Source organism: Pseudomonas sp. TNT2022 ID642 (assembly GCF_028656995.1).
Lineage (GTDB): Bacteria > Pseudomonadota > Gammaproteobacteria > Pseudomonadales > Pseudomonadaceae > Aquipseudomonas.
The window spans coordinates 173,618-200,168 of record NZ_JAMDGW010000008.1 but is presented as its reverse complement, the minus strand read 5'-3'; the positions used below and the strand labels follow the sequence as shown (position 1 = coordinate 200,168).

At 55.9% G+C, this 26,551-nt stretch carries 25 protein-coding genes; 11 read left to right on the top strand and 14 right to left on the bottom strand.

All coding sequences use genetic code 11. The annotated features are described in order from the left end of the window. Window positions 1-46 precede the first annotated feature (46 nt). From M5G26_RS10630 to M5G26_RS10610, 5 genes are all read right to left on the bottom strand, one after another. A complete protein-coding gene (locus tag M5G26_RS10630) occupies window positions 47-3,559 on the bottom strand; it encodes a calcium-binding protein (protein ID WP_273915277.1) in 3,513 nt (1,170 codons plus the stop codon). Between the two features lie 345 nt (window positions 3,560-3,904). Beyond that, window positions 3,905-7,447, bottom strand: a complete 3,543-nt coding sequence (locus M5G26_RS10625) for a calcium-binding protein (RefSeq protein WP_273915276.1) — start codon at window positions 7,445-7,447, stop codon at window positions 3,905-3,907. A gap of 528 nt (window positions 7,448-7,975) precedes the next feature. Next, entirely contained in the window at window positions 7,976-8,605 is a 630-nt protein-coding gene (locus M5G26_RS10620) for a LysE family translocator (RefSeq protein WP_273915275.1), read from the bottom strand. Window positions 8,606-8,695: 90 nt separating this feature from the next. Beyond that, a complete protein-coding gene (locus M5G26_RS10615) occupies window positions 8,696-10,045 on the bottom strand; it encodes an NCS2 family permease (protein WP_007914003.1) in 1,350 nt (449 codons plus the stop codon). A 245-nt stretch (window positions 10,046-10,290) separates the two neighbouring features. Next, on the bottom strand, window positions 10,291-10,737 hold the full coding sequence (locus M5G26_RS10610) for a MarR family winged helix-turn-helix transcriptional regulator (protein ID WP_122598921.1): 447 nt from the start codon (window positions 10,735-10,737) through the stop codon (window positions 10,291-10,293). A gap of 82 nt (window positions 10,738-10,819) precedes the next feature. Here M5G26_RS10610 and M5G26_RS10605 point away from each other — a divergent pair, with 82 nt between their 5' ends. Beyond that, window positions 10,820-11,986, top strand: coding sequence for an aminotransferase-like domain-containing protein (locus M5G26_RS10605; RefSeq protein WP_273915274.1), 1,167 nt, complete (start codon window positions 10,820-10,822; stop codon window positions 11,984-11,986). 167 nt (window positions 11,987-12,153) lie between these two features. Here the strand turns inward: M5G26_RS10605 and M5G26_RS10600 are convergent, their stop codons facing one another. The 8 genes from M5G26_RS10600 to M5G26_RS10565 form a co-directional block, all read right to left on the bottom strand. Next, the gene (locus M5G26_RS10600; RefSeq protein ID WP_093441696.1) at window positions 12,154-12,525 is read right to left on the bottom strand and encodes a glutathione S-transferase N-terminal domain-containing protein; all 372 of its coding nucleotides are present in this window, start codon (window positions 12,523-12,525) and stop codon (window positions 12,154-12,156) included. 104 nt (window positions 12,526-12,629) lie between these two features. Continuing rightward, entirely contained in the window at window positions 12,630-13,175 is a 546-nt protein-coding gene (gene folE / locus M5G26_RS10595) for a GTP cyclohydrolase I FolE (protein ID WP_010456659.1), read from the bottom strand. A gap of 22 nt (window positions 13,176-13,197) precedes the next feature. Then, window positions 13,198-14,346 carry a tyrosine-type recombinase/integrase gene (locus M5G26_RS10590; RefSeq protein WP_273915295.1) on the bottom strand — a complete coding sequence of 383 codons (1,149 nt, stop codon included), beginning with the start codon at window positions 14,344-14,346 and terminating at the stop codon, window positions 13,198-13,200. After that, the gene (locus M5G26_RS10585) at window positions 14,247-14,888 is read right to left on the bottom strand and encodes a hypothetical protein (RefSeq protein ID WP_273915273.1); all 642 of its coding nucleotides are present in this window, start codon (window positions 14,886-14,888) and stop codon (window positions 14,247-14,249) included. Before M5G26_RS10585 ends, M5G26_RS10590 begins: the two co-directional genes overlap by 100 nt. Next, entirely contained in the window at window positions 14,885-15,316 is a 432-nt protein-coding gene (locus M5G26_RS10580) for a hypothetical protein (protein ID WP_273915272.1), read from the bottom strand. Before M5G26_RS10580 ends, M5G26_RS10585 begins: the two co-directional genes overlap by 4 nt. Window positions 15,317-15,374: 58 nt before the next feature. Further along, window positions 15,375-15,692, bottom strand: coding sequence for a pyocin activator PrtN family protein (locus M5G26_RS10575; protein WP_249490066.1), 318 nt, complete (start codon window positions 15,690-15,692; stop codon window positions 15,375-15,377). A gap of 158 nt (window positions 15,693-15,850) precedes the next feature. After that, the gene (locus M5G26_RS10570) at window positions 15,851-16,135 is read right to left on the bottom strand and encodes a phage antirepressor KilAC domain-containing protein (protein WP_163974171.1); all 285 of its coding nucleotides are present in this window, start codon (window positions 16,133-16,135) and stop codon (window positions 15,851-15,853) included. Between the two features lie 10 nt (window positions 16,136-16,145). After that, window positions 16,146-16,736: a hypothetical protein gene (locus tag M5G26_RS10565; RefSeq protein WP_273915271.1), complete on the bottom strand. Its 591-nt coding sequence runs from the start codon at window positions 16,734-16,736 to the stop codon at window positions 16,146-16,148. A gap of 403 nt (window positions 16,737-17,139) precedes the next feature. Here M5G26_RS10565 and M5G26_RS10560 point away from each other — a divergent pair, with 403 nt between their 5' ends. Together M5G26_RS10560 and M5G26_RS10555 are read left to right on the top strand one after the other, a co-directional pair. Next, window positions 17,140-17,748: a hypothetical protein gene (locus M5G26_RS10560; protein WP_273915270.1), complete on the top strand. Its 609-nt coding sequence runs from the start codon at window positions 17,140-17,142 to the stop codon at window positions 17,746-17,748. Then, window positions 17,735-18,382: an HIT family protein gene (locus tag M5G26_RS10555; protein WP_273915269.1), complete on the top strand. Its 648-nt coding sequence runs from the start codon at window positions 17,735-17,737 to the stop codon at window positions 18,380-18,382. Before M5G26_RS10560 ends, M5G26_RS10555 begins: the two co-directional genes overlap by 14 nt. 12 nt (window positions 18,383-18,394) lie before the next feature. Here M5G26_RS10555 and M5G26_RS10550 read toward each other — a convergent pair whose 3' ends face one another. After that, window positions 18,395-19,126, bottom strand: coding sequence for a LexA family protein (locus tag M5G26_RS10550; protein WP_273915268.1), 732 nt, complete (start codon window positions 19,124-19,126; stop codon window positions 18,395-18,397). A gap of 79 nt (window positions 19,127-19,205) precedes the next feature. On the opposite strand from M5G26_RS10550, the gene M5G26_RS10545 reads away from it, so the two are divergent. The 8 genes from M5G26_RS10545 (at window position 19,206) to M5G26_RS10510 (ending at window position 26,550) form a co-directional block, all read left to right on the top strand. Beyond that, the gene (locus tag M5G26_RS10545) at window positions 19,206-19,466 is read left to right on the top strand and encodes a hypothetical protein (RefSeq protein WP_273915267.1); all 261 of its coding nucleotides are present in this window, start codon (window positions 19,206-19,208) and stop codon (window positions 19,464-19,466) included. A 331-nt stretch (window positions 19,467-19,797) separates the two neighbouring features. Continuing rightward, window positions 19,798-20,316, top strand: a complete 519-nt coding sequence (locus M5G26_RS10540; protein WP_273900627.1) for a phage regulatory CII family protein — start codon at window positions 19,798-19,800, stop codon at window positions 20,314-20,316. After that, window positions 20,309-20,536 carry a TraR/DksA family transcriptional regulator gene (locus M5G26_RS10535; RefSeq protein ID WP_273915266.1) on the top strand — a complete coding sequence of 76 codons (228 nt, stop codon included), beginning with the start codon at window positions 20,309-20,311 and terminating at the stop codon, window positions 20,534-20,536. The genes M5G26_RS10540 and M5G26_RS10535 overlap by 8 nt, the downstream gene beginning before the upstream one ends. Further along, window positions 20,526-22,742, top strand: a complete 2,217-nt coding sequence (locus M5G26_RS10530) for a VapE domain-containing protein (protein WP_273915265.1) — start codon at window positions 20,526-20,528, stop codon at window positions 22,740-22,742. The genes M5G26_RS10535 and M5G26_RS10530 overlap by 11 nt, the downstream gene beginning before the upstream one ends. Then, window positions 22,735-23,094: a PA0613 family protein gene (locus M5G26_RS10525; RefSeq protein WP_119739013.1), complete on the top strand. Its 360-nt coding sequence runs from the start codon at window positions 22,735-22,737 to the stop codon at window positions 23,092-23,094. Before M5G26_RS10530 ends, M5G26_RS10525 begins: the two co-directional genes overlap by 8 nt. A gap of 527 nt (window positions 23,095-23,621) precedes the next feature. Further along, complete coding sequence (locus M5G26_RS10520; RefSeq protein WP_273915264.1) at window positions 23,622-23,960, top strand: phage holin family protein; 339 nt, start codon at window positions 23,622-23,624, stop codon at window positions 23,958-23,960. 132 nt (window positions 23,961-24,092) lie between these two features. Next, window positions 24,093-24,617: a terminase small subunit gene (locus tag M5G26_RS10515; RefSeq protein ID WP_136493850.1), complete on the top strand. Its 525-nt coding sequence runs from the start codon at window positions 24,093-24,095 to the stop codon at window positions 24,615-24,617. Between the two features lie 43 nt (window positions 24,618-24,660). Beyond that, on the top strand, window positions 24,661-26,550 hold the full coding sequence (locus M5G26_RS10510; protein ID WP_103305625.1) for a phage terminase large subunit family protein: 1,890 nt from the start codon (window positions 24,661-24,663) through the stop codon (window positions 26,548-26,550). The last annotated feature ends 1 nt before the right edge of the window (window position 26,551 follow it).

The window sequence follows — 26,551 nt, the reverse complement described above, 5'->3', positions numbered from 1 at the left end:
CTTCGGAGCGCGCGCGTGGTTACGGGTTTGCCTGATGTGCGGCGTGTTAAGCGCCAGGCTCATTGAAAATGTTGAGATCTTGATGGCTGCAACGGTTGATCACCCGTAGCCGGGAGTACTCAACGCGGGATTTGTCGCTGCGCAGGATCCAGCCGTGTGCGGGAAAGCTGTAACTCAGCGCCCCGGGCCGGCTGTCGTCAAAAATGATGTTTCTCACTTTGACCGCTTTATTGGCCATTGCCGCAAAGGCTTCGGGCAAGGCTTTTATCGGGTCGGGTTCTTCAAAGAACCGCGCATCCAGGCCGTCCAGGTAAACTCTGTCGAAGGACAGATCGACGGTATGGACGACTCCTTTTTGAGTGATGACGCGTACCTGATCGATCAGGTCTTCGCTTTCGTAATCGGGCAGGTGAACAATGCAGGTGCCGACATGCAGCTGGTTGTTTTCCAGTCTGATCTCGACCTTGCCAAGTGTTGTCGCGTCAAGATCCCAGGTAGACGAGTAAGGCAGTCTGGCAGGAGCGTTCGCAAGTGCCCCCGGGGTCGAGAGTCTTATCGCGATATCGGCAACCAGATGAATCAGATACGTGGCGCCAGTGCCTTCAAGATTCTGGATCGAGGTTTGTTCGGGGTAGGAAAAAAGCGAACCGCATCCTGCCCTGTCGAATTTGAAGGGCTTGGTATCCGGCAGTTCAAAAGGGGTCTGGTCTGTGCGACGTGGCAACGGCAGTGACATCTGCATCAGCCAACGATCAAAGCCATACGGGGTATGGCTTTCAAGGGGGCAAACATCGGTTTCAGGTGTAAGACCTGCATTGACAGTAATGCCACCTTTAAAAATGAGCACAAACCGGTAGTTGGGACGTGCGGCCATGGTTCTCAGGATTTTGGTCATGTTTCTGGGGTCGGATCCACCTTGCGCGTAGGCAAAATCTCTGAGCTTTATCGTGTTTTGGCCAAAGTGATAAAGCAGGTCGCAGCCAGCAAAGAGTTCTCTATTATTTTTCCACTCGCCAGAACCAAAGTGCGCTTCAACTTTAGTGAGCTCGCTTAAGTCGTAATCCAGATGCAGACGGACTACTGCCTCGGCGCGTTTTATGGACCAGAATGTCGTATTTTTTCTGGACCTTGGCAGGTAATAACTCGCTTCGCGTTGATGATCGATCGAGCACTCGGAAGCGTGGAGGATTAGTGGTCTTTCTGGAGTACCTTTTTTTACAACGACGACCTTGACCTCAAGACCCTGGCCGTTTTCGATACTGGCGGGCAGTTCAGATGCGTCAGGCAGTTTTAAAAAGTAGCCATCGCTGGTCATGAACGTCAGCTTATTATTCTGTAGAACGAAGTTGTCTGCGTTTTTCTTATATACGTGTTTAATGATCACCACACCTTTCGGGGTGTCCGCGAATGGGAACCGTGAACTGATGATCAGTGAGCCATCCTCGATTAGCCAACTATCGATCAGTTCATATTTCCAGTTGAGCAAGATGATACTTTCTTCTGCGCCATCTTCTACGATAGTGATCCGGCCCGGTTTATGGTCAATGATGTATTCGTCAACACCTGCTTCGCCAGCGGCAGTTGCTCCCGCGTGCGACAGATGGATTTGATCGTTCCCGGCCCCCGCATTGATCGTGTCTTCGCCGCGCGAATTAATAATGTTGCGATGTTCTGAGCCGATCACAACACTGTTGGCGCCACTTACGGTTTCGACATTTTCGATACTTTCCAAGAGGCTGTGGAGGGTATGTTTTTCGCCACTTTCGGCAGATGCATCGGTTTCTATTAACTGCAGGGTTTGGGCGAGTAAATCGACGTCATAACCTTTTTTATCTTCGCGGGGGGTGTAAATGTTCCCGGCCAGGACAAGGGTATCGGTGCCTGCGCCACCTTTCAGTGTCGAGTATTCAGGTACCTGGATATCCTCTACCAGAAGATCACCTGCACCCTCAAACACGAAGCGATCGTTTTTGTCCCCCCCCGTCAGCTGTTTCTTTCCCGATCGGTAATGAAAGCTGTTTGGCTTGTTCTCAACGCCCTTGATCGAGTCCTGACCATCGCTGATGAACCAAAGAATGCCCTTGTGTTCGGCAGACGTTCCCAGTTCTGCGCCAGGCGTGTCTTTGGTAATACCGCTGCGGGCATCAATGACATCATCGCCCCCCTTGATCTCGGGGACTTGTATCGTTTCCCAACTGTCTTGTCTGGTCCACCAGTTGCGCTTGCGCACCAGGGATGGTTTAAGGTGGACTTCGAATTTGCCATTCACAATGGCTTCGGTGGTGTCCCTTAATTGGCCATCCAGGAGTTTTCTGGCTGTTAACTGCAATTGTGTCGCGTGTTGCAAGCTGGTTTTAGCCAGCACATAACGGTTCTGCACAGCCTCGTCAGGTTCCATCATGCAGAACGAAAACCAGCCTGTACGCCAGCGTTCGTCCAGTGTCAGTTCGATGTAGTCATCAATGTCGTCAACAATGCGGACTGCGCCATAAATTTGCGATCCGATGGCCAGGATGGCTCCCGCCGCCAAACCTACTGGACCTGCAAATGAGAACCCTGCCAACGCGGCAGTGCCAAGGATGACGGTCATGGCCGCGCTGGTAATACTCAGGCCAGCACTCACGTAGTGATCCATGGCTTGTTTGCCGGTTGTATTTTCTGCGGCATTGATCGATCTGACGGCGGTGAAGATATCGAACGGCAATGTCAGTGCACCGCCGATCAAACCGCCGGAACGGCCGAGCCTCAGCGCAAAACGGGTTTTGGCAAAATCCAGCAGGGCGCCTTGTCCGGCCGAGAGCATATTGGAGGCAATTTTGCTGGCGGCAATATCAACGGCAATGGAGGCGACTTCGGTGCCAATACCCACACTGTTAATTGCAACTTCAGTGGTGTTGTCAGCTTTGATAGCATCCACCACACCGCGCAAACCCATGAATATGCCGAAACCTTGAATGCCGACACTCGAGCCAAGCGTCGCATAACTTTTTGCCATTGCCACCCAGCGGGGATTATGTTTGGGCAAGTTTGCGTGATACAGGTCAAGTTTCTGAGCGGAGCCTAATAGCTTTACCAGTTTGCTGCGGTAATTGCCTTTGTCTGCAGTGACTTGCGAATTTTCTCCTATCAAATGCGGGGCGGTCAGTGGGCGTTCGCTGGCCATCTCGAAAAGCAGTGTGGTCAATAGATAGCTGTCTTGACCCGTTGACGTCTTCATGTAGTGTTCAATATCGACAGCACTCAACTGCAACGAGTTGATGAAGGATCGCTTGGGAACTCGGAAAAAGGTGTTCTTGCCGTTAAGTGGATGACCGTCAACTGTAGCGCCCAAGGCATCAAGAGATGCTCGAGTTATTGAGATGCTGCCGATTTGCAGCGGGCCGAATACTGAGTCGGCGAGTTTCAACTGATCTACTTTGCTTGTTCTTTTTGTGTTGCTGTGTTTGAGATCAATGGTTGAAGCATTATGCTCATTGCGTTCAAAACGCATGTCTGTGATGACGACAGCATCTGCGACTTCCGCAGTTTCCAATGACGCTTTGCGTATCATGGTGGCCATCTGAACTTCCTTGTTCTGGCAGGTTTTTGTTAACGCTAGGCGTGATACTACGATCGATTTCTGGACGATGTACATCAACGGGTTGTTGCTGTGTATTGCGCTTGAGGAATGCAATTGTTGAGGCAGGAATAGGGAGCGAGCAATCCCGGCGGCCGCTGCAAAACTCCAGCGCGAAGTCTTGGCAGCGGCAGCGGGGTGCCGGACCTGGAAACTTTGCCGATCTGCCTGCGTGGAACACGCCGCAGGGCGGGCTGTTGCGGCGCAGCTGGGAAAACGGCCTGAAAGCGATAACCGGGCTGAGGGCTGGTTTATTTATGCTCTGACGCCGTTTTGCCAGTGGCTCGATTATCGGGCAGCGACAGTGGCGGCGGGCGCTTTGCTCTGATGTTCGCAACGCCGCAAAACGTTCAGCTGCGAATAAGTTATTTCCCGAGATTTGTTACTGTCCAGAATCCATTTGCGGTTCGCCAGGTTGTACTTCAGCCTGCCTCGAGTACCGTCGCTCATTGCAACATTGCGCACGTACAGTTCGCGTTGAGCCAGCGCAGAAAACTCTTCGGGCAAATCTTCCATGGACGGCGGGTCAAAATACCTGGCGTCGAGGCTGTCGATATAAACCCGGTCGAACGTCAGGTCTACGGTGTGTACCACGCCTTTTGGCCCGATGACAAAAATCTGATCAATCAGATCTTCGGGGCCGTACTGCGGTAAATGCAGGGTGACCGTTCCGATGTACAGCTGATTTCCCGCCAGGACGATTTTGAAGTCTTTGATTTGCGTCGCGTCGATTTCCCAGGTGGATGAGTTGTCCAGCCGAGTTTTGGCAGTCGCCAGGCCGCCCGGCGTCGAAATCCGAAATACTCTGTTCTCGACCAAATGGATCACATAGGTGGCACCTGCACCTGCAAGGTTTTCGATCGCCGTTTGTTCGGTTAGAGGCAAGAACCCGATACAAGAGCCGTAATCGAGCTCCGCCGCGTAGGTTTCGGGGATCTCGAAAGTCGCGTTGGGGTTGGTTCTAAGCGGGAAACGCAAGTTGTGGCTGGTCAGCGTATTGGCGACAACGCTGTGCTTATAGTTTGCCGGAGGTACCGCGTACTCCTTTTCGAGGATCAGTGTATGGGATATGCCGTCGCGAAATACCAGCATATAGCCATGGGTAGAAACGCTGGCTTCGAGGTTCTTCAGAGCAGCATCAAGCGTCGTTTCTGCATACTGGCCGGCCCCGGCAATCTGCAACAGGTTTTCGCCGAAGTAAAACAGAAAATCTGCCGAGACATTGATCTTGTCCTTGTCCGCCGCTGCGTTCTTCAAAATGGAGGGGGTGGTGGCAAAGGCAACATGCGCACTGGTCATTTCGGCGTAATCGTAATCAAGGAAGATGCGGGTGCCGAAACTGGAATCCGGGGAGCTGCCGGTGATGAATTGAGTGTGCTGGTTGTAGCGCTGAAGGTAAAAGTGGGTGTTTTGCCGGGTGGGCACTTGGCACACTGCTGCGTGGACAATGGTCGTTTTTTCAGGGCGTCCCGTCCTGATTTTTTCTGCGCTTATGTTAACGGGATTATCGTGCTCGATTGTTTCAGGCAAATCCGGTTTCAGGTGATACCCATCCCGGGTAATGATGGTCAATTTGTCATTGTGCAAAACCCGACGGCCGTCTGTTTTTATGTATATGTTGTCGATGAATATTCTGCTTCTGCGGCCGTAATGAAAGTCGAAGCTTACTTCGATGGAGAGACGATTTCTGTCCACCTCCCATTTCTCGATCTGGTCCATTCGCCAGCCCAACGAGATATTACTTTGGTCTACGCCATCTTCCGAGATGAGAACCGAACCCTGCGCCAACTCCACGTGATAAGAATCCACTCCCGATTCGCCGAATGCGTCGGCGTTTTCCTTAAACAGATAAATCAAGTCGTTACCGGCGCCGGCATTGATGGTGTCCGCGCCTCTTGAGGTGATCACATTAGAGGCTGCGGTGCCCGTGACGACGCTTCTTCCGTCTTGCAGCGTCTGAACGTTCTCAATGCTTTCGAGCAGTGCCTTGAAGGAGTACGTCTCGCCATCCACTACAGACGCGTCCGGGTTCGGCTTATAGGTTTGCAAGGTACCCGCCACCAGATCGATGTCGTAGCCGCGGCCGGTGATCGGATGCGACTGGATGCCATCCATTATCAAGGTGTCGCTGCCGGCACCGCCCTTGAGTCGGGAAAACTCACTGCTTTCGACATGTCTTGCCAGGTCGTCCGCGGCATTCTGGGCAATGAACCTGTCATCTTTATCGCCTCCCGCCAGATCCTTTACGCCTTCTCCGTAATAAAAGGCATTGGGCTTTTGCGCAACGCCGGTGATGGTGTCCTTGCCACTACCGATCAGCCACAAAATACCTTTGGTTTCCCCTGGGGTACCCAATACGGCACCAGGGGTTTCAGCCGTTACGCCGTCGCGAGCATCAATGGTATCGTCAAGGCCGACCACCTCCGGGACGTAGGCAATCGGCATGGTTTCGACCCCCCACCAGTGCTTTACGCGCTCGCGTCTTTTCTTCAGGCGATCTTCATAGCTGCCAAACACGACGGCTTCGATGGTGTCCCTTTGCGTCTCGTCGAGTATCTGTTTGGCGGTTGCCTGCATTCGTTTGGCGGTTTCGATTTTGGCTTTGGCCAGTTCGTAACGATTTTTGATGTCCTGGTCTATGTCCATCAACGGCACAAAGGAAAACCATCCGGTGCGCCAACGCTCTTCAACGGTGAGCTCGATGTAGTCATCGATTTCATCCACCATACGTACCGCGCCGTAAATTTGCGATCCAATCGCCATCAGCGCACCCGCCGCGAGGCCGACCGGGCCGGCGAAGGAAAAACCGGCCATGGCGGCGCTACCGAGGATGACGGTCATGGCGGCACTGGCGATGTTCAAACCGGCGCTGACATAATGATCCATGGCCTCTTTGCCGGTTTTATTGCTGGCGGCGTTGAATTCTCTGACGGCGCTGTAGATATCGAACGGCAACGTCAGTGCGCCGCCGATGAGTCCGCCGGAACGGCCCAGGCGAATCCCGGCGCGGGTTTTGGTGAAGTCCGTCAGGGCGCCATTGCCGGCCTCGATCATGCGCTGGCCAACTTTGGTCACGGCCACGTCGGTGACAATCGAAGCCACCTCTGTGCCGATCCCGACGCTGTTGAAGATGATCTCATCCTTGTCATTGCGCTTCACGGCATCGTGAATGCCGCGAATTCCCATGAATATGCCAAAAGCCTGAATACCGACGCTGGCGCCGATCATGGAATGGTTCTTGATGATGAGCCAGCTCGGGTTTTTACGTTTGGCTGAATAGGACAAATGTAAATCGAGGGTTTGGGCCGAGCTCAACAGGCGAGCCATTTTTTTTGCGTATCCACTATCGTCGACACTTGCCGCGATGTCTTCTCTGATGACCGGCGGGGCAGTGGCCGGGCGCAGATTGGCAAGTTCGAACAGAAACGAAGGCAGTAAATAGTCATCACCGAAAGTGGAAATTTTCATGCGCTTTTCGATGGCGGGATAGCTGAGTTGCAGGGCGTTGACGAAAGATCGACTGGGCCGGCGAAACTGTGTGTTATGACCGGTCAGCGGTTGGCCATCGATGGTCGCTCCCAACGCATCCAGGGCTCGGCGGGTTACGGTGTACGAACCTATTTTGAACGGTCCGAACAGATCGTCGAGCGCCTTCAGTTGACCGGGCTTTCGTTGACCGGTCGAGGCAGATGTATTTTCCGTCACATCGGTGCCTGTAGCTTCGAAGTCGATCGTGTCGGCGGTGCGTTCATTGGTGTGCATGCCGATGTCCAACACTTCGACGGTGTCATTTTGGGCATAAGTGTTTTTAACAGTTGTGGCTTTTGACATTGAAACTTCCTTGTTCAAATAGTCTGTAGCATGCGGGGCAATGTTGCTGATAGAGATATAACTTCATGTAGTACGAGTAAAGAACCGATGTGTTGCAATTAAAGAAGGGGGTGGAAGCTCGTATACTTGAGTATTGAAAAATCTGGTTTTTCCAGGCGGGAGTCACTCCGTGCTCCCACACAGAACAATGACTTCACTGTTTTTGGTGAGCCCATGTTCAGCGATTGTGCGTGGTTGTATCGAGGGGAGAGGAGTTTTTATAACAGTATGTTAAGTGTTGCGAAGTGTTTTTGTTGTCTGCAAGTTTCGATCAGTGTTTTCTGATAATAAAGGAAGTTGTTTGCCCTGACGCATCCGTCTGGACTTCTCCTGACTAGTGAATGATCTGCTTCGCCACTTGCGTGCGGTATTTATGTTTTGAGCTGAAGGCAAACGATGCAAGACGTTGCCGCTGCTTGAGGCCGGTGATCCTCAAGGTTGTGTGTAGCGGGGCGGGCTGATTCCAAGAGGAATGAGCCCGCCAGTGTTTCAATGGCTGCTGAGCAAAGACGCCGCGCCGGCACCACCAAACAAACCGGCACTGATCCGGTTGAACCAGCTTTGGCCTTTCCCACTGCGCAGATAATGTGCGGCGCCATGGGCACCCAGTCCGTAGGCCAGCTTGCAGAGCAGATCAAGCACCGTCCAGGTTGCGATCATCACTAACAGCTGCGGGAGGAACGGTTGTTCGGCGCTGAGAAACTGCGGCAGGAATGCGGCGAAGAACAGGATGTCCTTCGGATTGCTTGCGCCCAGCACGAAGGCGCGGCCGAACAGCGTACGGAAGCGTGGCACCGGCGCAGCTTGCGGCACTTCTGCACCCACCGATGGCTGACGCGATTGCTGCCAGCTCTGCCAGGCGAGGTAGAACAGGTACAGGGCGCCAACGATTTTCAGGGCGCTGAACAGTTTTTCCGACGCTAGCAATAATGCACCGAGCCCCAGGGCCGAGGCGCTGAGCAGGCAGATCGAAGCGCTTACGCCGCCGAGAAAGGCCGGGTAAGAACGCCGCAAGCCATAATTCAGGCTGTTGCTGATCATCAACAACGACAGTGGTCCCGGAATCAGGATCACCACCAGCGCAGCGCCACTGAACAGTAGCCAGGTTTCCAGACTCATCACTTTCCTCCTTTTTTTGTTGTACTCAAGAATGTGCAAAAGCCCCACCCGTGAGGGTGAGGCTGTTTTGAAGCTCGAACCGCGTGACGCTTACAAGAAGATGAACTTGGCGATGAAAATCGCGCAGAGCACCCACAGGCTGACGGAAATTTCCTTGTACTTGCCGGTACCGGCCTTCAACGCCACATAGGTGATGAACCCCAGTGCGATGCCGTCGGCGACCGAGAAGGTCAGCGGCATCATGATCGCGGTGACGATGGCCGGGATAGCGTCAGTGGCTTCGTCCCATTCGATGTGGGCCATGCCGCCCATCATCAGCATCGCAACGTAGATCAGTGCACCGGCGGTGGCGTAAGCGGGAATCATGCCGGCCAGCGGTGCGAAAAACATCGCCGCTATAAATAGCACACCTACGGTGACTGCGGTAAGACCAGTCCGACCACCAGCGGCCACACCGGCAGCACTTTCCACATAGCTTGTTACTGGCGGGACACCGACCACGGCGCCGAAGACGCTGGATGCACTGTCGGCTTTCATCGCCCGGGAGAGGTTCTCGATGCGGCCGTCGGCATTGACCAGATTGGCGCGCTGGGCAACGCCCATCAGCGTGCCGGCGGTGTCAAACATGTGCACAAAGAGGAAGGCGAGTACCACGCTGATCATGCTGACGTTAAACACACCGGCCACATTCATCGCCATGAAGGTCGGGGCCAGGCTCGGCGGAGTCGACATGATTCCTTCGTAGTGCACGATGCCCAGGCCCCAACCGGCCAGGGTCACGGTGATGATGCTGATGAGGATTGCGCCGAAGACACGGTGATAGCTGAGGATCGCGATCATCAGAAAGCAGATGGCCGCGAGCAGCGGACCAGGTTCACGCAGGGAGCCGAGTTTGATCAGCGTCGCCGGACTATCGACGACGATGCCGGCGGTTTTCAGACCGATCAGGCCAAGGAACAGACCGACACCGGCACCCATCGCAAAGCGCAGGCTGACCGGAATGCTGTTGAGCAGCCACTCACGAATCCGCGAGAAAGTCAGGATCATGAACAGCACACCGGAGACGAACACCGCACCCAGCGCGGTTTCCCAGTTGTAGCCCATGGTACCGACCACGGTGTAAGTGAAGAACGCGTTGAGGCCCATGCCCGGCGCCAGACCCACCGGCCAGTTTGCGTACAGGCCCATCAACAGGCAGCCCAGTGCAGCGGCGATACAGGTGGCGACGAAGGCTGCACCGTGATCGATCCCGGCATCGGCCATGATGTTCGGGTTGACGAAGATGATGTAGGCCATGGTGATGAAGGTTGTCAGACCGGCAATCAGCTCGGTCTTCACCGTGGTGCCGTGCAAGCTGAGTTTGAACAGACGTTCCAGCAGACCACTGCGTAATGGTGGCGAGAGGTCCAGCGTCGATGCTTCGGATTTGCGGCTTTCCACAGCGAGTACTCCTCAAGAGTTTTATTGTTATTTCCAGGGCCGGACCCATGAGGGGTGGCAGCGGCCCTTTGAGGCATACGCGAATTTGTTGACCATGCGGTCAGGAACTCGCACGCTGTGGATTATGCTTTTGTGTACAAATAAAGCAAATATTGTTTTTGGTTTTGTTTACGAAAGTTCCGTCGATAGGGATATATCGCCTTCGGAGGCCCCTTCGCGAGCAGGCTCGCGAAGAGGTCAGCCAATCAATCAAGAACTGTCTGGCTGTTCCCCAATGCCAGATTCACCGCCAACCAGCCATTCACTGCCGCTTCCCCAGCCTCGGCAAACACCCGCTCCAGCAGTTTCACCTGCTCACGGCGCAACGCCTGCTCAAATTTCGCGCCTTCCGCCGTCAACTCCAGCAGCCGCTTACGCTTGTCAGCCTCGGACGCCACGCTGTCGACCAGATGCATTTCCTGCAACTGCCGCAACGGCATGTTCAAGGCTTGTTTGCTTACGCCGAGCAATCCGAGCAATTCCTTCACGCTCAAATTCGGGTAACGCGCGATGAAAAACACAATGCGCTGATGCACCCGCGACAGCCCACGGCGCTCGAGCATTTCATCAGCCTTGGCGGTGAAGGCCTGATAGCCGAAGAAAAACGCTTCCATCGCCTGTTGTTGGCTTGCAGGGTTTTTAAGGTCAAGCATGTTGACGTACTCACTCAAGCTGTCGTAATTTCAGTCAACCAGTTTGACTCATTTTTCGCATCCCTTGCTACCGGTGACCGCCATGGCTTTTTCCGAACGTGTCTCGCGCCTTAAAAGTTCTTTGATCCGTGAAATCCTCGCCGCCGCCCAGCGTCCGGAGGTGATGTCGTTCGCTGGCGGCTTGCCCGCCGAAGCCATGCTGCCGAAAGTCGAATGGGCGGACATGCCGCTGGCGCTCGGTCAATACGGCATGAGCGAAGGCGAACCGGCGTTGCGTGAAGCGTTGGCAGCAGAGGCGAGGGCGCTTGGCCTGGATTGCGCGGCGAGTCAGGTTCTGGTGGTCAGTGGTTCCCAGCAAACCCTCGATCTGGCAGCCAAGCTGTACATCGACAAGGGCACGGAAATTTTGCTGGAGGCGCCGACCTATCTCGCTGCGCTGCAAATCTTCCAGCTGTTCGGCGCCGATTGCCTGACCGTGCCGCAGGAGCCCGATGGCCCGAATCTGGCGCAATTGCGCGAGCGTCTGGAGCAGCATCGTCCGGCGTTCATCTATCTGATTCCAACATTCCAGAACCCGTCCGCCGTGCGCTACAGCGAGGCCAAGCGTGCTGCCGTCGCCGCATTGCTCGATGAATTCGGCGTCACCCTGATCGAAGATGAACCCTACCGAGAGCTGACGTTCGATGGCGGTAGCGCCAAACCGATTGCCGGGCGTCTGAAGAAGGCGAGCTGGATTTACACCGGCACCGTATCGAAAACCCTGCTGCCTGGTTTGCGTGTTGGCTACCTGATTGCCAGTCCCGATCTGTTCCCGCATCTGCTAAAACTCAAGCAATCGGCGGACCTGCACACCAATCGCATCGGTCAATGGCAGGCGTTGCAATGGATCGGCACGGAGAAGTATCAGCAGCACTTGAGCGAATTGCGTGGGTTCTATCGGCAGCGGCGGGATGCCTTTCAAGCGGCGCTGGAAACGCACTTTGCCGATCTGGCCGACTGGAACATGCCGCAGGGCGGGCTGTTTTTCTGGCTGACGTTGAAGCAACCGCTGGATACGCGAACGTTGCTCAATGAGGCGTTGGCCAATGATGTGGCGTTTATGCCGGGGGAGCCGTTCTTTCCCGATCCGGATAACAATCCTGGACATTTGCGCCTGAATTTCAGCCATATCGATCCGGCGCGGCTGGATGAAGGTTTGAAGCGATTAGCGGCGGTGGTGCGCCAGGCTCAGCTAGAGAAAGCGGCCTGAAAAACAAATAAACCGGCTCATGGGCCGGTTTATGTTTGTCTGGGATTTGTGGTGCCTGTAAGGGCCTCATCGCTGGCAAGCCAGCTCCCACAGTGATCTGTGGCGTTCACAAAACCTGTGGGAGCTGGCTTGCCAGCGATGAGGCCATCAGCATCACCACATACTCATCAGACCGCAGCGAAGCGCTTATCCAGATAATCAATAATCACCTTGGACTCATACATCCACGTCGTCTGCCCATTCTCTTCAATGCGCAGGCAAGGCACCTTGATTCGGCCGCCCTGATCCAGCAGCGTCTGACGATCCTGCTCGTTATTCTTCGCATCCTTCAGCGCCACCGGCACATTCAGGCGACGCAGCGTGCGGCGGGTTTTCACGCAGAACGGGCATGCATGGAACTGATACAGAGTCAGGCCTTGCGCGGCGGCATTGACCTGGGCCTGAGTTTCGGCAGGGCGCTGTTTCTTGCCCGGGCGAGTGATGAAGTCGATGAAGATAACCAGTTGGCCGAGGCCGACACGAAGCGCTTTGACGAACACGTTTAAAGCCTCACGGTGCAAATTGAGAAAGGCGCGCAGCTTACCCGATTTTTCACAGGCGAAAAAAAACCGGCGATGAATGCCGGTTTTCTTCGTGGCGCAAATTACTTGATGAGGCTGAGGAATTCGCTGCGGGTCGCGGCGTTTTCGCGGAACTCGCCGAGCATCACCGAGGTGATCATCGAAGAATTCTGCTTCTCGACACCGCGCATCATCATGCACATGTGCTTGGCCTCGATCACCACCGCTACGCCCAGCGCGCCGGTGACTTGTTGCACAGCATCGGCGATCTGGCGGCTGAGGTTTTCCTGGATCTGCAGGCGGCGGGCGTACATGTCGACGATCCGCGCGACCTTCGACAGGCCCAGCACTTTGCCGCTCGGGATATACGCGACGTGCGCCTTGCCGATGAACGGCAGCAGGTGGTGTTCGCACAACGAGTACAACTCGATGTCCTTGACCAGCACCATTTCGCTGTTATCGGAGCTGAACAAGGCACCGTTGGTGACTTCTTCGAGCGTCTGTTCATAACCGCGGCAAAGGTACTGCATGGCTTTGGCGGCACGCTTTGGCGTGTCGAGCAGGCCCTCGCGGGAAACGTCCTCGCCCAATTGGCCGAGAATCGCGGTGTAGTTCTGTTCCAGTGTCACAGGGGCTGATTCCATAAGGGTTTCAGAGGGGTACTGTTTCTGTCTGTACCAATTTTGTACCAATCAAGCTGTTTTCGAGCTTACCGAGTTCACCCCAGTCAGTGCTGGAATTGATCCATCGGGCGTAAGTCGATAGCAACATCTGAACGCTATGACCGAGCTGAGTGGCAATAAACGCAGGGTTCATACCCGCCATGAGGCACATGGTAGCGTATGTGTGTCGGCAGTTGTATTGCCGGCGGGCGCGAATCCCCAATTCGGTCAGTGCAGCCTGGAAGTGTTTGTCGGTCACACTCGATTGTTGAATGAACTCGAAGTTCTTGGTTGGCGGGAATACGTAGGCTGATTCGGTGCGTTTGCGGCGGCTCTGCGAGGCACGTTGTTGCGCCACCCGCTCGGCTTGCTCGATGGCGTTCAGCGCTCGGCTATTGAGCATGACCTGGCGCACATTCCGGGTTTTGGTGCGCTCCTCGATCTTGTAGTCCGCGACGATCCGACACACGTTGACCAGCCGCTTTTCCTTGTCGACCTCTTCCCAGCGCAGCGCCGCGATCTCGCTGGGGCGCATGCCGGTGTAGAAGGCGAACTCGAAGTACGCCGCGTAGATCCGCATCGAATGGGTCAGCGTCTTGTATAGGTGATCAATGATCTGGTTGGCCTCGCCAACCGTGAACGGATCGATGGGCTTTTTGGCCTTTACCGGCAGCTCGATGGATTCCACCGGGTTACGGTTGATCAGGCCATCTTTCACCGCGGTACCGAACACTGTGGTCAGGCGCTGGATCGCCGCACGCTTCACGCCCGGTGTCGGCCATTCGGTATTGGCTACCACCTTGCGCAGCATCACCGATGTGATGCTGTCGATAGGCAGCATCGCCAGATATGGCATCCAATACAGATTGAGGGAGCCAAGGTAGTTCTTGCGTGTCCCGGCCACGATCTCGCGACTGTTGAGCCACTCCTGGGCGTACTCCCCGAAACGGGGAGTCGCCGAGTAGTTGGCATAGGTGGAGTTGGGGAACAGTTCGGCGTAGCGCTGATCATCCAATACGCCATGCTTGATCAGGCTGGTTACGTTAGCGCGTAGGTCGGCGGCAGCCTTAATCCCCTTCGGCGTTTGGGGATAGGGGAGGGTTTCGCAACGGCGTTGCCCGTTCCAAGTGAAGCGAATGCGGACGGACTGTCCAGCAAATTCAACTCCGGTGGGCAATCCCATTGGCTTTCTAGCCATGCCTCGTATCTCCTTATGCTGTAGTAAATGCGGTTGTCGATGGTGTTCCAAACACCTTTGGGGATAACGCCTCTGGCACGCTTACCTTGTAACGCCCGGCGGGTGGTACCGACCAACTCGGCCATCTTGTCTTCTGGAATCTTGTCCAGGTGATAGGTTGGCAGCGATAAGTCTGCATCGTCATCAACGGGCTTATACCCCTCAGCAAGCTGCGCGGACGAGCGTTGCTGAGCGGTCAGCGTTGCATTGGGTGTCGCTGCCCGGCGCAGCTTTTCTTGGGGGGGAAGTGCCTCGGTAGCGGCTTGAGGAAAAGCACTAATGCCTGCTGCTGCGCAGCAGAGGCTTTTTATTTCTTGGGTGTCGACGCGCGCGCTGTCGCAGAGCAACGCGGTCGATAACCGTGCTCGTACGTGAGATTGCTCGCCGCATTGCTCTGAGATCCGATAATGAGTCGGTCCGAAGTAGGAGAGTGTGCCGTTCATGCGACCTCTCCCTCATGTGCAATCTGAAGAAGGTCGGCCATGGCCAGCGCTTGCTCGCGCAGGGCCCTGGTTTCGCGTTCGAGTTTTTTACCCGTGCGGAAGGCGGCGAAAGTATCGGCTGCGATCCGCAACTGTTCTGCAATCTCCAGCAGGGAGATCCGTGCAGGTTCTCCAAGCTGCGCGGCCTCTAAGGCGCGTTTGTAAAAGTCGTAGAGTTGCTCGTGTTTGTTTTGAACCTGCTTGAGCGATAGCGTGAGGTTGCGGATCTCTTCAGATTTGTCAGCGCTCTGAACTGCTATGCCTTCGCTGTAGCCTTCTGCATAACCCTCGGTGAGGCCGTTGCTGAACCCGTTCCGGTAGGCAAGCCAGTAAATGCCGGCGGTCATTAGGACGATTGCTATCAGCGCGCAGATTTGAATTGCAGTCATGTGGTGTGCTCCTGGTGATGTCGCAGGCTGGTGGTGGCAGCCATTCGGTTTGTGGGTGTTACTCGTTGGTGTCGTCCTGCTGTCGCTGCATGTCTTCGTCGGCCTTGTAGGCGCGGATGTCGATCAGTGAGGCGACGTGCCGGATGTGGGCGTACTTCGGTGCCTTGCGGCTGGTGTCCAGTGTGGTGATGGGGAGCTGGATGCGGCCGCTGCTGATTTCGGCCGCGAACGATTGCTCGTTGAGGTTGCGAAAGTAGCGTTCGCGAACTCTGTCTAGCGGGATCAGAACGTCGCCGAAGGTGCGAAAGAGCAGCTCGACGGTGGCTGACTCCGGTGCCGGGTGTAGGCGCAGCGGGTTTTGTGCTGTGTTACTCATGGCTCTGTTGGGCCTCCTTGCGTTGTTTTCGGGCCGGGTGGTTCCAGGCGTTCAGGCAGTGGGTTCTGGTCAGCTCGCGCAGATGCTCGGGCACTTCGAGGAGCGCGGCATTGCGCTCCTCTCTTGTCCGCATGGCGATGATCTGGCGGGCGTATTCCCTAGGCCACGTCACGGTTGTCTGCCGGGATGGCAGGCAGGTCGATGCCCAACTGTTCGGCCAGCCAGCGTATGCCGGGTTGTTTCACCCTGGTCGACTGGCTGTACTGCATGCCGAGCTGGTCGTGGTACCACTGGCCGTCCTTGATGCGCAGGTAATCGCGGTCGCGGTTGGGGTAGGCCGGTAGGTTCCTCTCGTTCAGCAGGCCTTTTTCTCGCATGCGAGCGATGAGCTTTGGCCGGGTGAGGCCGAGTTGGGTTGCGGCTTGGGCGAGGTTGCGTTCCATGGCGCCCCCCTTATGCTGCGTGCGCGGCTGGGGTGGCCGCTGCAGCGAGGTGGTTGATGGACTCGGTGACCTTGCCGTAGATCTCGACATCGGTGCCGTACGCGGTGAAGCAGCGGGTGTGCGGGCTTTTGTTGCCGATGCTCAGGATGGTGGTGACACCTGAGCGCGATTGCGTGCGATGCACCGCGACTTGCAAGGCGTAATCGAAGCCCATGTCGAGGCTCAGCACGCCGCCGGTGCGTACCAGCTCGAACACGCGTTGCTTGTCGGAGACCTCGAAGCGGCCATATTCACGGCTGGCGTGCGGGCGGTGCACTAGGTCGCAGGTGTTGTTTGCATCGAACGGGCCGTTCGCAATCTCTTCGATAAAGTCGGCCAGCTTGAGGTGCGTTTTCTTGTCGTTCTGCAGGGTCAGCGTGTGACGTTCGCTGCCCAGCTCGACGACGAAGGTACTCTCGGTCGTACCTCGTTCGACCTTGAGACGGAACGCCAGGCATTCACGCTTGGGCGCTGTCCGGAGGACGTGGTTGAAGGTCTCGGTCAGGTTGACCTGGGCGTTGAGCAACTGCAGCGTGCGGTTGTCGATTTTGTACTTGATCATGCTGCGTGCCCTCCGCCGTTCGGATCGAATGGGGTGGGGGCGCTACGAGCTTGTTGCTTCGGTTTGCTGGTGACAAACGAGCAGCCGCTCTCGCGGGCTAAGCGGCGGATTTCGAAGATTCGGAAGGGGTCAGCAGCGGCCGGGTGGACGTGCAGGGTTGCTGTGGTGTGCATGGTTTTGCCTCGCTCTGTGGTGGAAGAGTGAGACGAATATCAACTGCTGGTTGTTAAATGTCAACCATTGGTTGATTTTTGGCGAATTTTGTCTATGAGACTGATTCGAGTACGAACAACTATTTATGTATATGGCCGTTGTGGCCATAAATACCGATTGATGTCTGGCATAGTGATAGTCGAAAATACGTGATTAAATTTACTAAATTCTTGGCGAAAGGAATGCTGCGATGTCAGAGCCATCGGTAGATAGCACGGATAGCGGGACTCAGGCAAGTGATGGGAGAGAGGGGCGGGAATGCGTTCCTTTTTTTAAAAAAGATGAAACTCAGATAACATTCGAATTTTTTTACTTGCTTGGACTATTGCTCGCAGTAGCAGTTTTGATGTTGTTGATTCAATTTGAGTTTATTCCTATGGAGTATAGGAATAAGGTTTTTGTGTTTGCATTGCTTGGTGGCTTTTTAGGTGGTTGGGTATACGACACAAAGTGGTTCTATAGGGTTACAGCAAGAGGCAAGAATGACCAACATAAGTATAAGTGGCAATGTCATAAGTTTTACTGGAGAGTTTTGACTCCCTTTCTTTCCAGCTTGGTCGCCTTTGTAACGTATATTTTGGTTGCTTCGGGTTTGTTCCCAGTTGTGTTGAAAAATTCTGCTGGGGCTAGTGCAGCATTCTCGATTTGCTTCTTGTTTGGATATTTTTCTGATCTGGTGCTAAGTCGTTTGGCGGCATGGGCAGAAGACCTTCTGCCAAAATTGAAAAGCAATACTTCGGACGTAAATCGAGAAAGTAATTCTACTCAGAATTCGAGTGCTAATGATGAAAAGTTGTAATGTCTGTCGAGAGCTTAACTTACAGATGCTCGAAGGGTGTGATCCTCGCTATCAATTATTAATATCGAGCGGGAAAAATATCATCTACGCAAGTGAGGATTTTGTAGTTATTCCGAGCCTTGGTCCGCTGAATGATTCACATGTGATGATCGTACCTAAGAAGCATGTGAATAATTTTTCGGTGCTTTCTGTCTCGGAACTTGAGCAAGTAGATGAAATTACAAAAAAATTGATTTCATATGCTTCAGCGAATTTTGGAAGACGGCTTGTATTTTTTGAGAGTGGTGCGGGCGTTTCTACAAGCCACTCTGGCGGGTGTATCGTTCACGCTCATATACACTGTGTATATGAGTCAGAAGAATTCGAGAGTCGTTTGTTTGATGAGGTTGACTTTAAAGTTAGCTGCAACGGCCGGTATGAAAAGGCGGATGCGAGTAATGGCTATGTTTGGTATATGAATTCTGAGGGTAAATCTTATTTGTGTAACGCACCACAGCTGCCGTCGCAGTTTTTAAGGTATATTTATTCGGCCGCAGTTGGTGACGTTAGGTTCTGGAATTGGCGGCGGCACAATAATTATGAAGGTGTCCTGAAAGTGCTAGATAACTATGGTGGTTTTTCTGTAGGAACCTAAGAGGATATACTCCTATTCAGGGATGAAGGAACCTACAACCTTTCCACAAATATGTGTCTCTTCAGTAATGTCAATTATTGGATATTGAGGATTGATTGGCCTCAAGAATTGCCGTCCGGCATCTGATACTAAAATTTTGAAAGTGGCTTCATTGGTACGTGGAACCCTGGCAATCACTCTATCGCCTGTTTTAGTTTCTGCCTCGGGATCAACAAAAATAATACAGCCAGTAGGATAGCTTCGCCCTGGGCCAGGATTCGTCATTGAGTCTCCGAGCACTTTTAAGGCATAACCTTGATTGCTAATGGGGACGGGGCAAGATAGCCATGAAGCTGTATCGTAGTCGTCAATATTTGAGACTGCTTCGCACCACGCACCTGCCTGTACCCAGGAAATTAAAGGAACTTTCCCAAAGCGCTGGTTGATTTCGCTGATATTACTTTCATTGCTTGAGATCATCCGATGAACATTCCTCCCGCCTGTCTGTTCCTTTGGCAGCACTCCATACTCTAACCATTCACGGCGTACCTTCAACCACGAGCAAAGCGCAGCCATGCTGTCTGCTTCGGCCATTGCTTCAGCATTCAGCCATTTGCTGACTGCCTGTGTGGTTTTCTCCACTCCCATACTTTTCAACTTACGATGGATATCCACACCACGACCCCGGCGGCGCACACCGGCATCATCGAGAGCTTCATGTAGGCGCTCGCTGAACGCTGCGCGGAGAGAATTTTTATCAACCATGGGTTGAGAGTCTCACAAAGATTGCGCAATAGTCAGTTGATCTGTAACATCAACCGCAAGTTGATAAATGGAGGTTGTCATGCTGGACCCCACAGATTTTCCAAGCGCGATTGCGTTTGCTTTTGAAGCAGTAGGCGGCATTGGGGCCGCCGCCAAGATATGCAATCGAAGCTATCAGGCTCTGAACAAATGGCGCCAAGCTGGCTGCCTGCCGCGAACGGATTACACCGGTGAAACCAAATACGCTGAGCTTTTGGCTAGTGCCGCGGAGCGGAAAGGCAACGCCTTTCAAACCGCTTGGCTGCTGAACGCATCGGCTCCCCAGAAAGCTGCAGCGTAGATAGAAAAAAGGCGACCCAAAGGCCGCCCAGTTCCTCCCGGCACGCACCACCACAGCGCTGTCGGGTCGCGATAAAGGTAGGCGGGCACACCACATGCAACCACCTCTCTTTATCGCGCTTTTCCAAGGCTCGGAAGCCTTGGTGTTGCTGCCTTTTCCACCACAGATTGGGCAGCTGTTGCGCCAGGGGTGAACAACGGATTGTTCGCCTCGGCACGGTGCCGGTGTCGATCCCGAAGATCTAGCCGGCGTTTGGGCCCTTTCAAGCCACGCGGCAAATGTATCACCACTGCACGCCGCGCGGCACTGGCAACTTACAAGGATTAATGCCATGAGCCGTATCATTCTGAGCTCTCTAGACCGGGCGCAGCGGGAAGTTTTGCCGCTCGATCTTGCGCTTTACCATGCTGCACGGGACTACCCCGGCGGCGCCGCTGCTATAGCCGCCACCACCGGCCGAAATGCGACCACGCTGCAGCACAAGCTTTCCCCAACCCACCCAAGCCACACGGTGAACATTCAAGAGTTCGGCGAGATTCTGGAGCTGACCAAGGATCGCCGCATTCTGGATGCGGTGCATGCGCTGGTCGGTGACACGACCTGGCAGGAGCTGGCCGAGGCGTATACCAATGACATGCCCGAAACGTTGACCACCGGTATCGCGGAATACTTTCGCAAGGTGGCAGATCTGGCGGACACCTGGGCCAGGAGCATTGGTGATGGTGTCGTCACTGATGAGGAACTGGCCGCGATTCGCCTGCAGGTGTTTCGTGGAATTCAGGGCTTGCTGGGGATGTTCAACCGCGCCACGTATGTCAACCAGACGACGCGGGGTGTTGATCGTGGCTGATATCGCTGACTTCGCTAATGACCTGGTGCAAAAGCGTATCGATCAAGCGCTCGCTGCTCGCAACGCCGCCAAACCCGCTTTGGCGGCGCATTCGTTTCTGTTCTGCGAAACGTGTGATGACCCGATCTCGGAGGCCCGCCGTGTGGCGTCGCCCGGCTGCACCCAATGCGTGGGATGCCTCTCTCTCGCGGAACTGAAGGGGGCTCGCCATGCTGGATGAGGTATTGGGGCAATTCGTCGACTACGGCCTTGAGCCCGCGCAGCCATTGGTGTTCGGCAAGCTCACCCGGTGCAAAACAGCGCAGGACAAGGGGAAGGAAAAGAACGGCTGGTACATCGCCCATGAGCATCGCACCGAGAAGGGCGAGACGCTGATTTTCGGCGCGTTCGGTGACTGGCGTTCGGGTGAGTCGCAGAAGATCAAGGTCAAGGCTGGGCGGATGTCGCCGGAAGAGCGTGAGGTCATGCGCGCTCGGCAGGAGGAGGCCAAGCGACGCGCTGCAGAGATTGCGGCCAGTGCGGCACGTCGTGCAGCCAAGCGAGCGACGGGCATGTTCAAGCGCATGCCGGAGAAGGGCCGTAGCGACTATCTGGATCGTAAGCAGATCGTTGGTATCGGTGTTCGGTATGCACCACGCACTGGTGCGTTCCTGGTGCCGATGTGCAACGTGCGTGACGAGATTGTCGGCTTGCAGGTGGTGTATCCAACCAAACAGGAAGACACCGGTCGGGACAAGACCTATTGGCCCTATGGGATGTCGAAGGAGGGCGCTTTTCACCTGATCGGTCCGCATCCGGATCCGGGTGAGCCGGTGTTGGTGTGTGAGGGCTACGCCACCGGCGCAAGCCTGCATATGGCGACGTCGCTGACGGTGGCCATTGCGTTTGACGCCGGCAATTTGCTGGTGGTGTGCAAGGCGATGCGTGAGCGTTTCGCCGGCTGCCCGCTGATCATCTGCCGGGACGATGACTGGAAGACTACGAAGCCGAACGGTGATGCCTGGAACCCTGGTGAAGAGAAGGCCAACAACGCGGCGCTGATCGTCGGTGGCCAGGTGGTCGCACCGATCTTTTCTGGGGAGCGGGAGATTAAGTGGACCGACTTCAACGATCTGCATGTAGCCGAAGGTTTGGAGGCTGTGCGCCGTCAGGTGCTGGCAGTGGTCAAGCCCCCTGCCGCTGGTGGCTGGAAGGACATGCTGGCTCGGAGTGAAAGCGGGGCGTTGATTGCGCACATGCAGAATGTCGAGTTGATCCTGGCCAACGATGAACGCTGGGCCGGGGTGATCAGTTACAGCGCTTTCAGTTCGAAGATCGTGAAGCTGCGTGCGGCGCCGTATGGCGGCGGCACGGGCGATTGGGCGGACATTGATGATGTGCGGGTGATGAAGTGGCTCGCGCAGCAGTATAACTTGCGGGTGAAGGCGTCGCATGTGATCGAAGCGGTGAGCGTGGTTGCGCATGACCATGCGTTTCATCCGGTGCGACAGTACCTGCGCAAGCTAGAGTGGGATCGCGTACCGCGCCTGGAAAGCTGGCTCACGGATGTCATGGGCGTGAACGCTACGGACTACTCGAGCAAGGTCGGTAAGCGCTGGATGGTGTCGGCTGTGGCGCGGGTGATGAAGCCGGGCTGCAAGGCTGACTCGGTGATGATTCTTGAGGGTGCGCAGGGCGCCGGTAAGTCGACGGCGATGAGCATTCTCGGGGGCGAATGGTTCATGGATACGCCGTTCGCCCTCGGCGACAAAGATGGCTTTCAGGCGATCCGGGGCAAGTGGATCGTCGAGCTGGGCGAGTTGGACAGTTTCAACAAGGCCGAGAGTACCAAGGCCAAGCAGTTTTTCTCTGCATCGACCGATACCTACCGAGAGAGCTACGGCCGTCGCACGATGGATGTGCCGCGTCAGTGCGTGTTCGTGGGGACGACGAACCAGGACGAGTACCTGAAGGATGCGACCGGTAACCGGCGTTATTGGCCAGTGGCGTGTACCAAGGTGGATCTGGAGCTGTTGCGTTCGATCCGCGATCAGCTGTGGGCTGAAGCGGTGTTCTGTTACGACGCGGGTGACCTCTGGTGGGTGACGCTGGATGAGGCGGCGATGTTCGGCGAGGAGCAGGACGAGCGCTTTGTGGTGGACGAGTGGGAAGGGCCGATTCTGACTTGGCTGGAAGAGTCGCAGATTGGCGAGACCACCACCGGCAGCGACGTGCTGACCAGTGCGTTGAAGTTGGACTATGGGCATTGGGGCAAGCCGGAGCAGATGCGGGTCGGGGCGATCATGCATCGCTTGGGGTGGCGGCGTGTGCGGTTGCCGCCGTTGGTGAAGAGTGGCCAGCGGCCCTGGGCTTACAAGAAGCCGGCAGGGTGGGGAGGCGCCTCGGCGTTGAAGCGCGAAGTATTCGAGGAGCCTTGCTTTGATTAAGGAGATCGATTCGCTGCTTCGGTTGTGGGCGCAGGAGCTGCATTCCGAACATTCGAAAGGGGGGCTTGCTGGGGGGAACATGGTTGCCATGATGATGGAGAGCAATGGGCAACTGATCCGTGGACGGCGGGCCTTCCGTGCGCCGCTGGAGAGTTCTCTCGACATCGAGCTGATCGTGACCAAGCATCTGGCGCCCGAGCTGGTGACGGTTGTTCGGGAGCATTACTGCACACTCGACGTTGATATGCGCTTGCGGTACGCGCACTGCGGTTGTGGCCGTGACACGTACTACCAGCGTTTGCATGAGGCACACCTGCAGATCTTCGGCGTGATGATGGGGTTGGCTGCGTGACCCCTGGCAATCGTCCGGCTGTTGCTGTCCCACTGGCCCGTCTTGTCCCGCTGCGTTTTGATGCAGTGGGACAGGTGCGGGCCTTGTCGTTGTTGGGCTGTCCCACCGTCCCGCTACAAAGTGCCTCCCGCCCGTGTAAGCGTAGCGGGCAGCAGTACGCGCGTTTTACGCGCATGCGTGTTCTTTAAGATTCTTCCTTTACACGAGAAAGGAGAGAGATAAGTAGGACAGTGGGGCGAAGCCCCGAATTTAGGCGCTCTCAGGCGTCCCACTTCGATTCCGAATGGTGGGACAGATGGGACGCCGCCGAAACAACAGAATGCCGGGGTGGGATATTCACCGACATTCGCTAGGCGTTCACCCGGTGTTACCCACATATTCGCCGGGTGGCATTAAACCGGGGTTGCTGCCACCGGAATCGACCTGTAAAAAGTAGTCATCTTCGATAGGTGCGACCGCAGAGAGCGGCAGGCACCACACCACCAAACCCGGCCATTGCGCCGGGTTTTTGCGTTTAGGGGTTGGCGATGACAAACGAGCAACAAGCGCTGGCAGAGATGCCGATCTGGTTAGTGATCGTCCTGGCTCTAGTCGGCGGCGTATCGGGGGAGATGTGGCGGGCCGACAAGGATGGGGCGCGGGGCTGGGCGTTGTTGCGCCGCCTCGCGCTTCGATCCGGGGCCTGCATTGTCTGCGGGGTGTCGGCAATGATGCTGATGATCGCCGCTGGCATGTCGATCTGGACGGCGGGCGCCTTGGGTTGCCTGACGGCAATGGCCGGTGCTGATGTGGCCATCGGGTTGTACGAACGCTGGGCCGCCAAGCGGTTGGGCGTTTCGGAGTCGGCATCGACCGACCGAAGCTAGGTCGGTGGCCGGGTGGGGGCGCCATTTTTCCGGGTCCTCCCTGAGGGCCGCCCCCTACACGGGTTAGCGAACTCGCGGGATCTCTGCAGCTGAGAATTTCACAGGGATGTCCGTCTTTTCAAAGGGTTAGACATGGGAAAGACAGTCAGCAAGGCCGACTTGAGCGAGATCGTCGGTCGCGATGAACGCACCCTGACCCGATGGCAGAACGACGGCATGCCAGTGACCGAGTTCGGCCTCGGTCGGGGCAACGAAAACCAATACGACACCGAAGCCGTGATTCAGTGGCTGATGCACCAAGCCGCACTCAACGGCAAAAAAGAATCTTCCCGCGATCGCCTCGACCGGATCCGAGCTGATCGTGAAGAACTCGCGATGGCCAAGGATCTTGGCGAGGTGGTCATCGCTGCTGATTTGATCGAACGCTTCGAAGCAATGATCACCGCTGCAAAAGTGGAGCTGCTCAACTCTTTCCCCGATGTGCTGGCCGCCGAACTCTCGGCGCGCTACGACGTGGAAGTCGACGAGCAACTGATTCGTGACCCCATTGAAGCCATCCTGAGGAGGCTTTCTGACTATGACAAGGATGATGCCGCGTCAGATGGATATTCTGACGAACCGGACGATACGGAGGGCTTTGAGGAAGACGGCGACTAAAGCGCTGCGCGGCGCTTGCCGCAAATGGGCGCCGCCGCCTCGCATGAGCATTATCGAGTGGGCGGACAAGTACCGCTGGCTCGCACCGGAAGAGGCTGCGCGCCCCGGCAAATATCGCTTTGACGTTACTCCTCACCTGATCTGGCCCGGCGGTCCATTGGAAGCGCTGGATGATCCCGCTGTCAGTGAGATCGTCGGACGCAAGTCGGCGCAGGTGGCATGGACGTCGGGTGTTCTGGGTAACGCCTTGGGCAAGTGGATCGACATTGATCCGTCACCAATTCTGGTGCTGTTTCCCAAGGCCGAGGCGGCCAAGCAGTACGTTGGTGAAAAGCTCGAACCGATGATCGAAGCCACGCCGCGCCTGCGCAAGAAAGTCGACCTGCGAAGCCGCAAGCTACAGCAGCGACAGGACTTCAAGCGCTTCCCTGGCGGCTTCCTGAAAATGGTGGGTTCCAACAGCCCGGCCAGCGTGAAGTCCACGCCGGTGCCGCGAGTTGCCATTGAAGAGCCGGACGACTGCAACCTGAACCTGCGAGGCCAGGGCGACAGTATCAAGCTCGCCAAGGAACGACTGAAAACGTTCCGCCGCTCGAAGATCATCATCGGCGGTACACCAACCATCAAGGGCTTGTCCGCCATTGATGCGGAGCTGGAACTGTCCGACAAGCGCGTCGGCCTGGTGCCGTGTCACGAATGCGGCCAAGAACACGCGTTGAGCTTCGACAACCTGCACTGCGACGAGGATCCGGAATACCTGCATGAGGTATACGGCAAGAAGCGGCCGGAGAAAACTTTCTACTCCTGCCCGCACTGCGGTGGAATCTGGGATGACAACCAGAAGAACGCCAACCTCAAGCACGGGCGCTGGTCGGCTACAGCAGAATTTCGGGGGATCGCCGGTTACATCCTCAACGAGCTGTACGCGACGTTTTGGGGATCGCGTTTCCAGGTGTTGATGGAGAAAAAGCTCCAGGCCGAACACGCGGCCTCACAAGGCAACATCGGACCGATGATCGCTTTCGTCAACAGCTCCAAGGGCGAAAGCTACGAGTATCAGAGCGATGCACCGAAGACCGATGAGCTGGAAAAGCGTGCGGAGCCTTATGCGGAGCTGACAGCGCCGAAAGGTGTCCTGCTGATCACCGTTGGCGTTGACGTCCAAGGCGACCGCCTCGCTCTCACCATCATCGGTTGGGGACGAGGCGAAGAGTCGTGGCGCTTGTACTGGGGTGAGCTTCACGGCAACCCCATCGATCCCCATGACGCCGTCTGGCAAGAACTGGATCGGGTTATTTCTCAACCCATACCGGTCGAAAGCGGTGCGCAACTGGCGGTATCGGCGGTCAGCATCGACAGCTCTGACGGCAATACCAGTGACGCGGTGTATGCCTACGTGCGGGATCGTCAACGCTACAACGTTATGGCGATCAAAGGCGCCTCTATCGACAGTCGCGACAAGGAGATCTTTACCAAGCCTCCGCAGTCGGTGGATACCTCACAGGACAACACCAAGGCTGCGAAATACGGCCTGCGAGTCCACATCGTCGGTACGCACAAAGCGAAGACGCTCATTGATGGGCGGCTGCGCCTCAAAGGTGCCGGACCGGGGCGCATGCATTGGTACAGCGAGATCCGCTCGGACTACTACGAGCAACTCACTAACGAAGTCCTAGCACCGCACCCGCGCAATCCCAGCAAAATGGTTTGGCAAAAGAAAGCCGGCCGTCGCAACGAAGCGCTGGATTGCGAGGTGTATGCCTTGCACGCCGCTCGCAGCCTGAAAACTCATCTGTTACGCGATCACGAATGGGACCAGCTGGAGCAGCAGTTGCTGCAGCCAACCCTGTTCAGTACTGAACAACCGGTCGCACCGGTACCGCGCCGAGCAGTCGCTCGCGGGCGGGGCACCCGAAGTCGCGCGGGCTATTAAG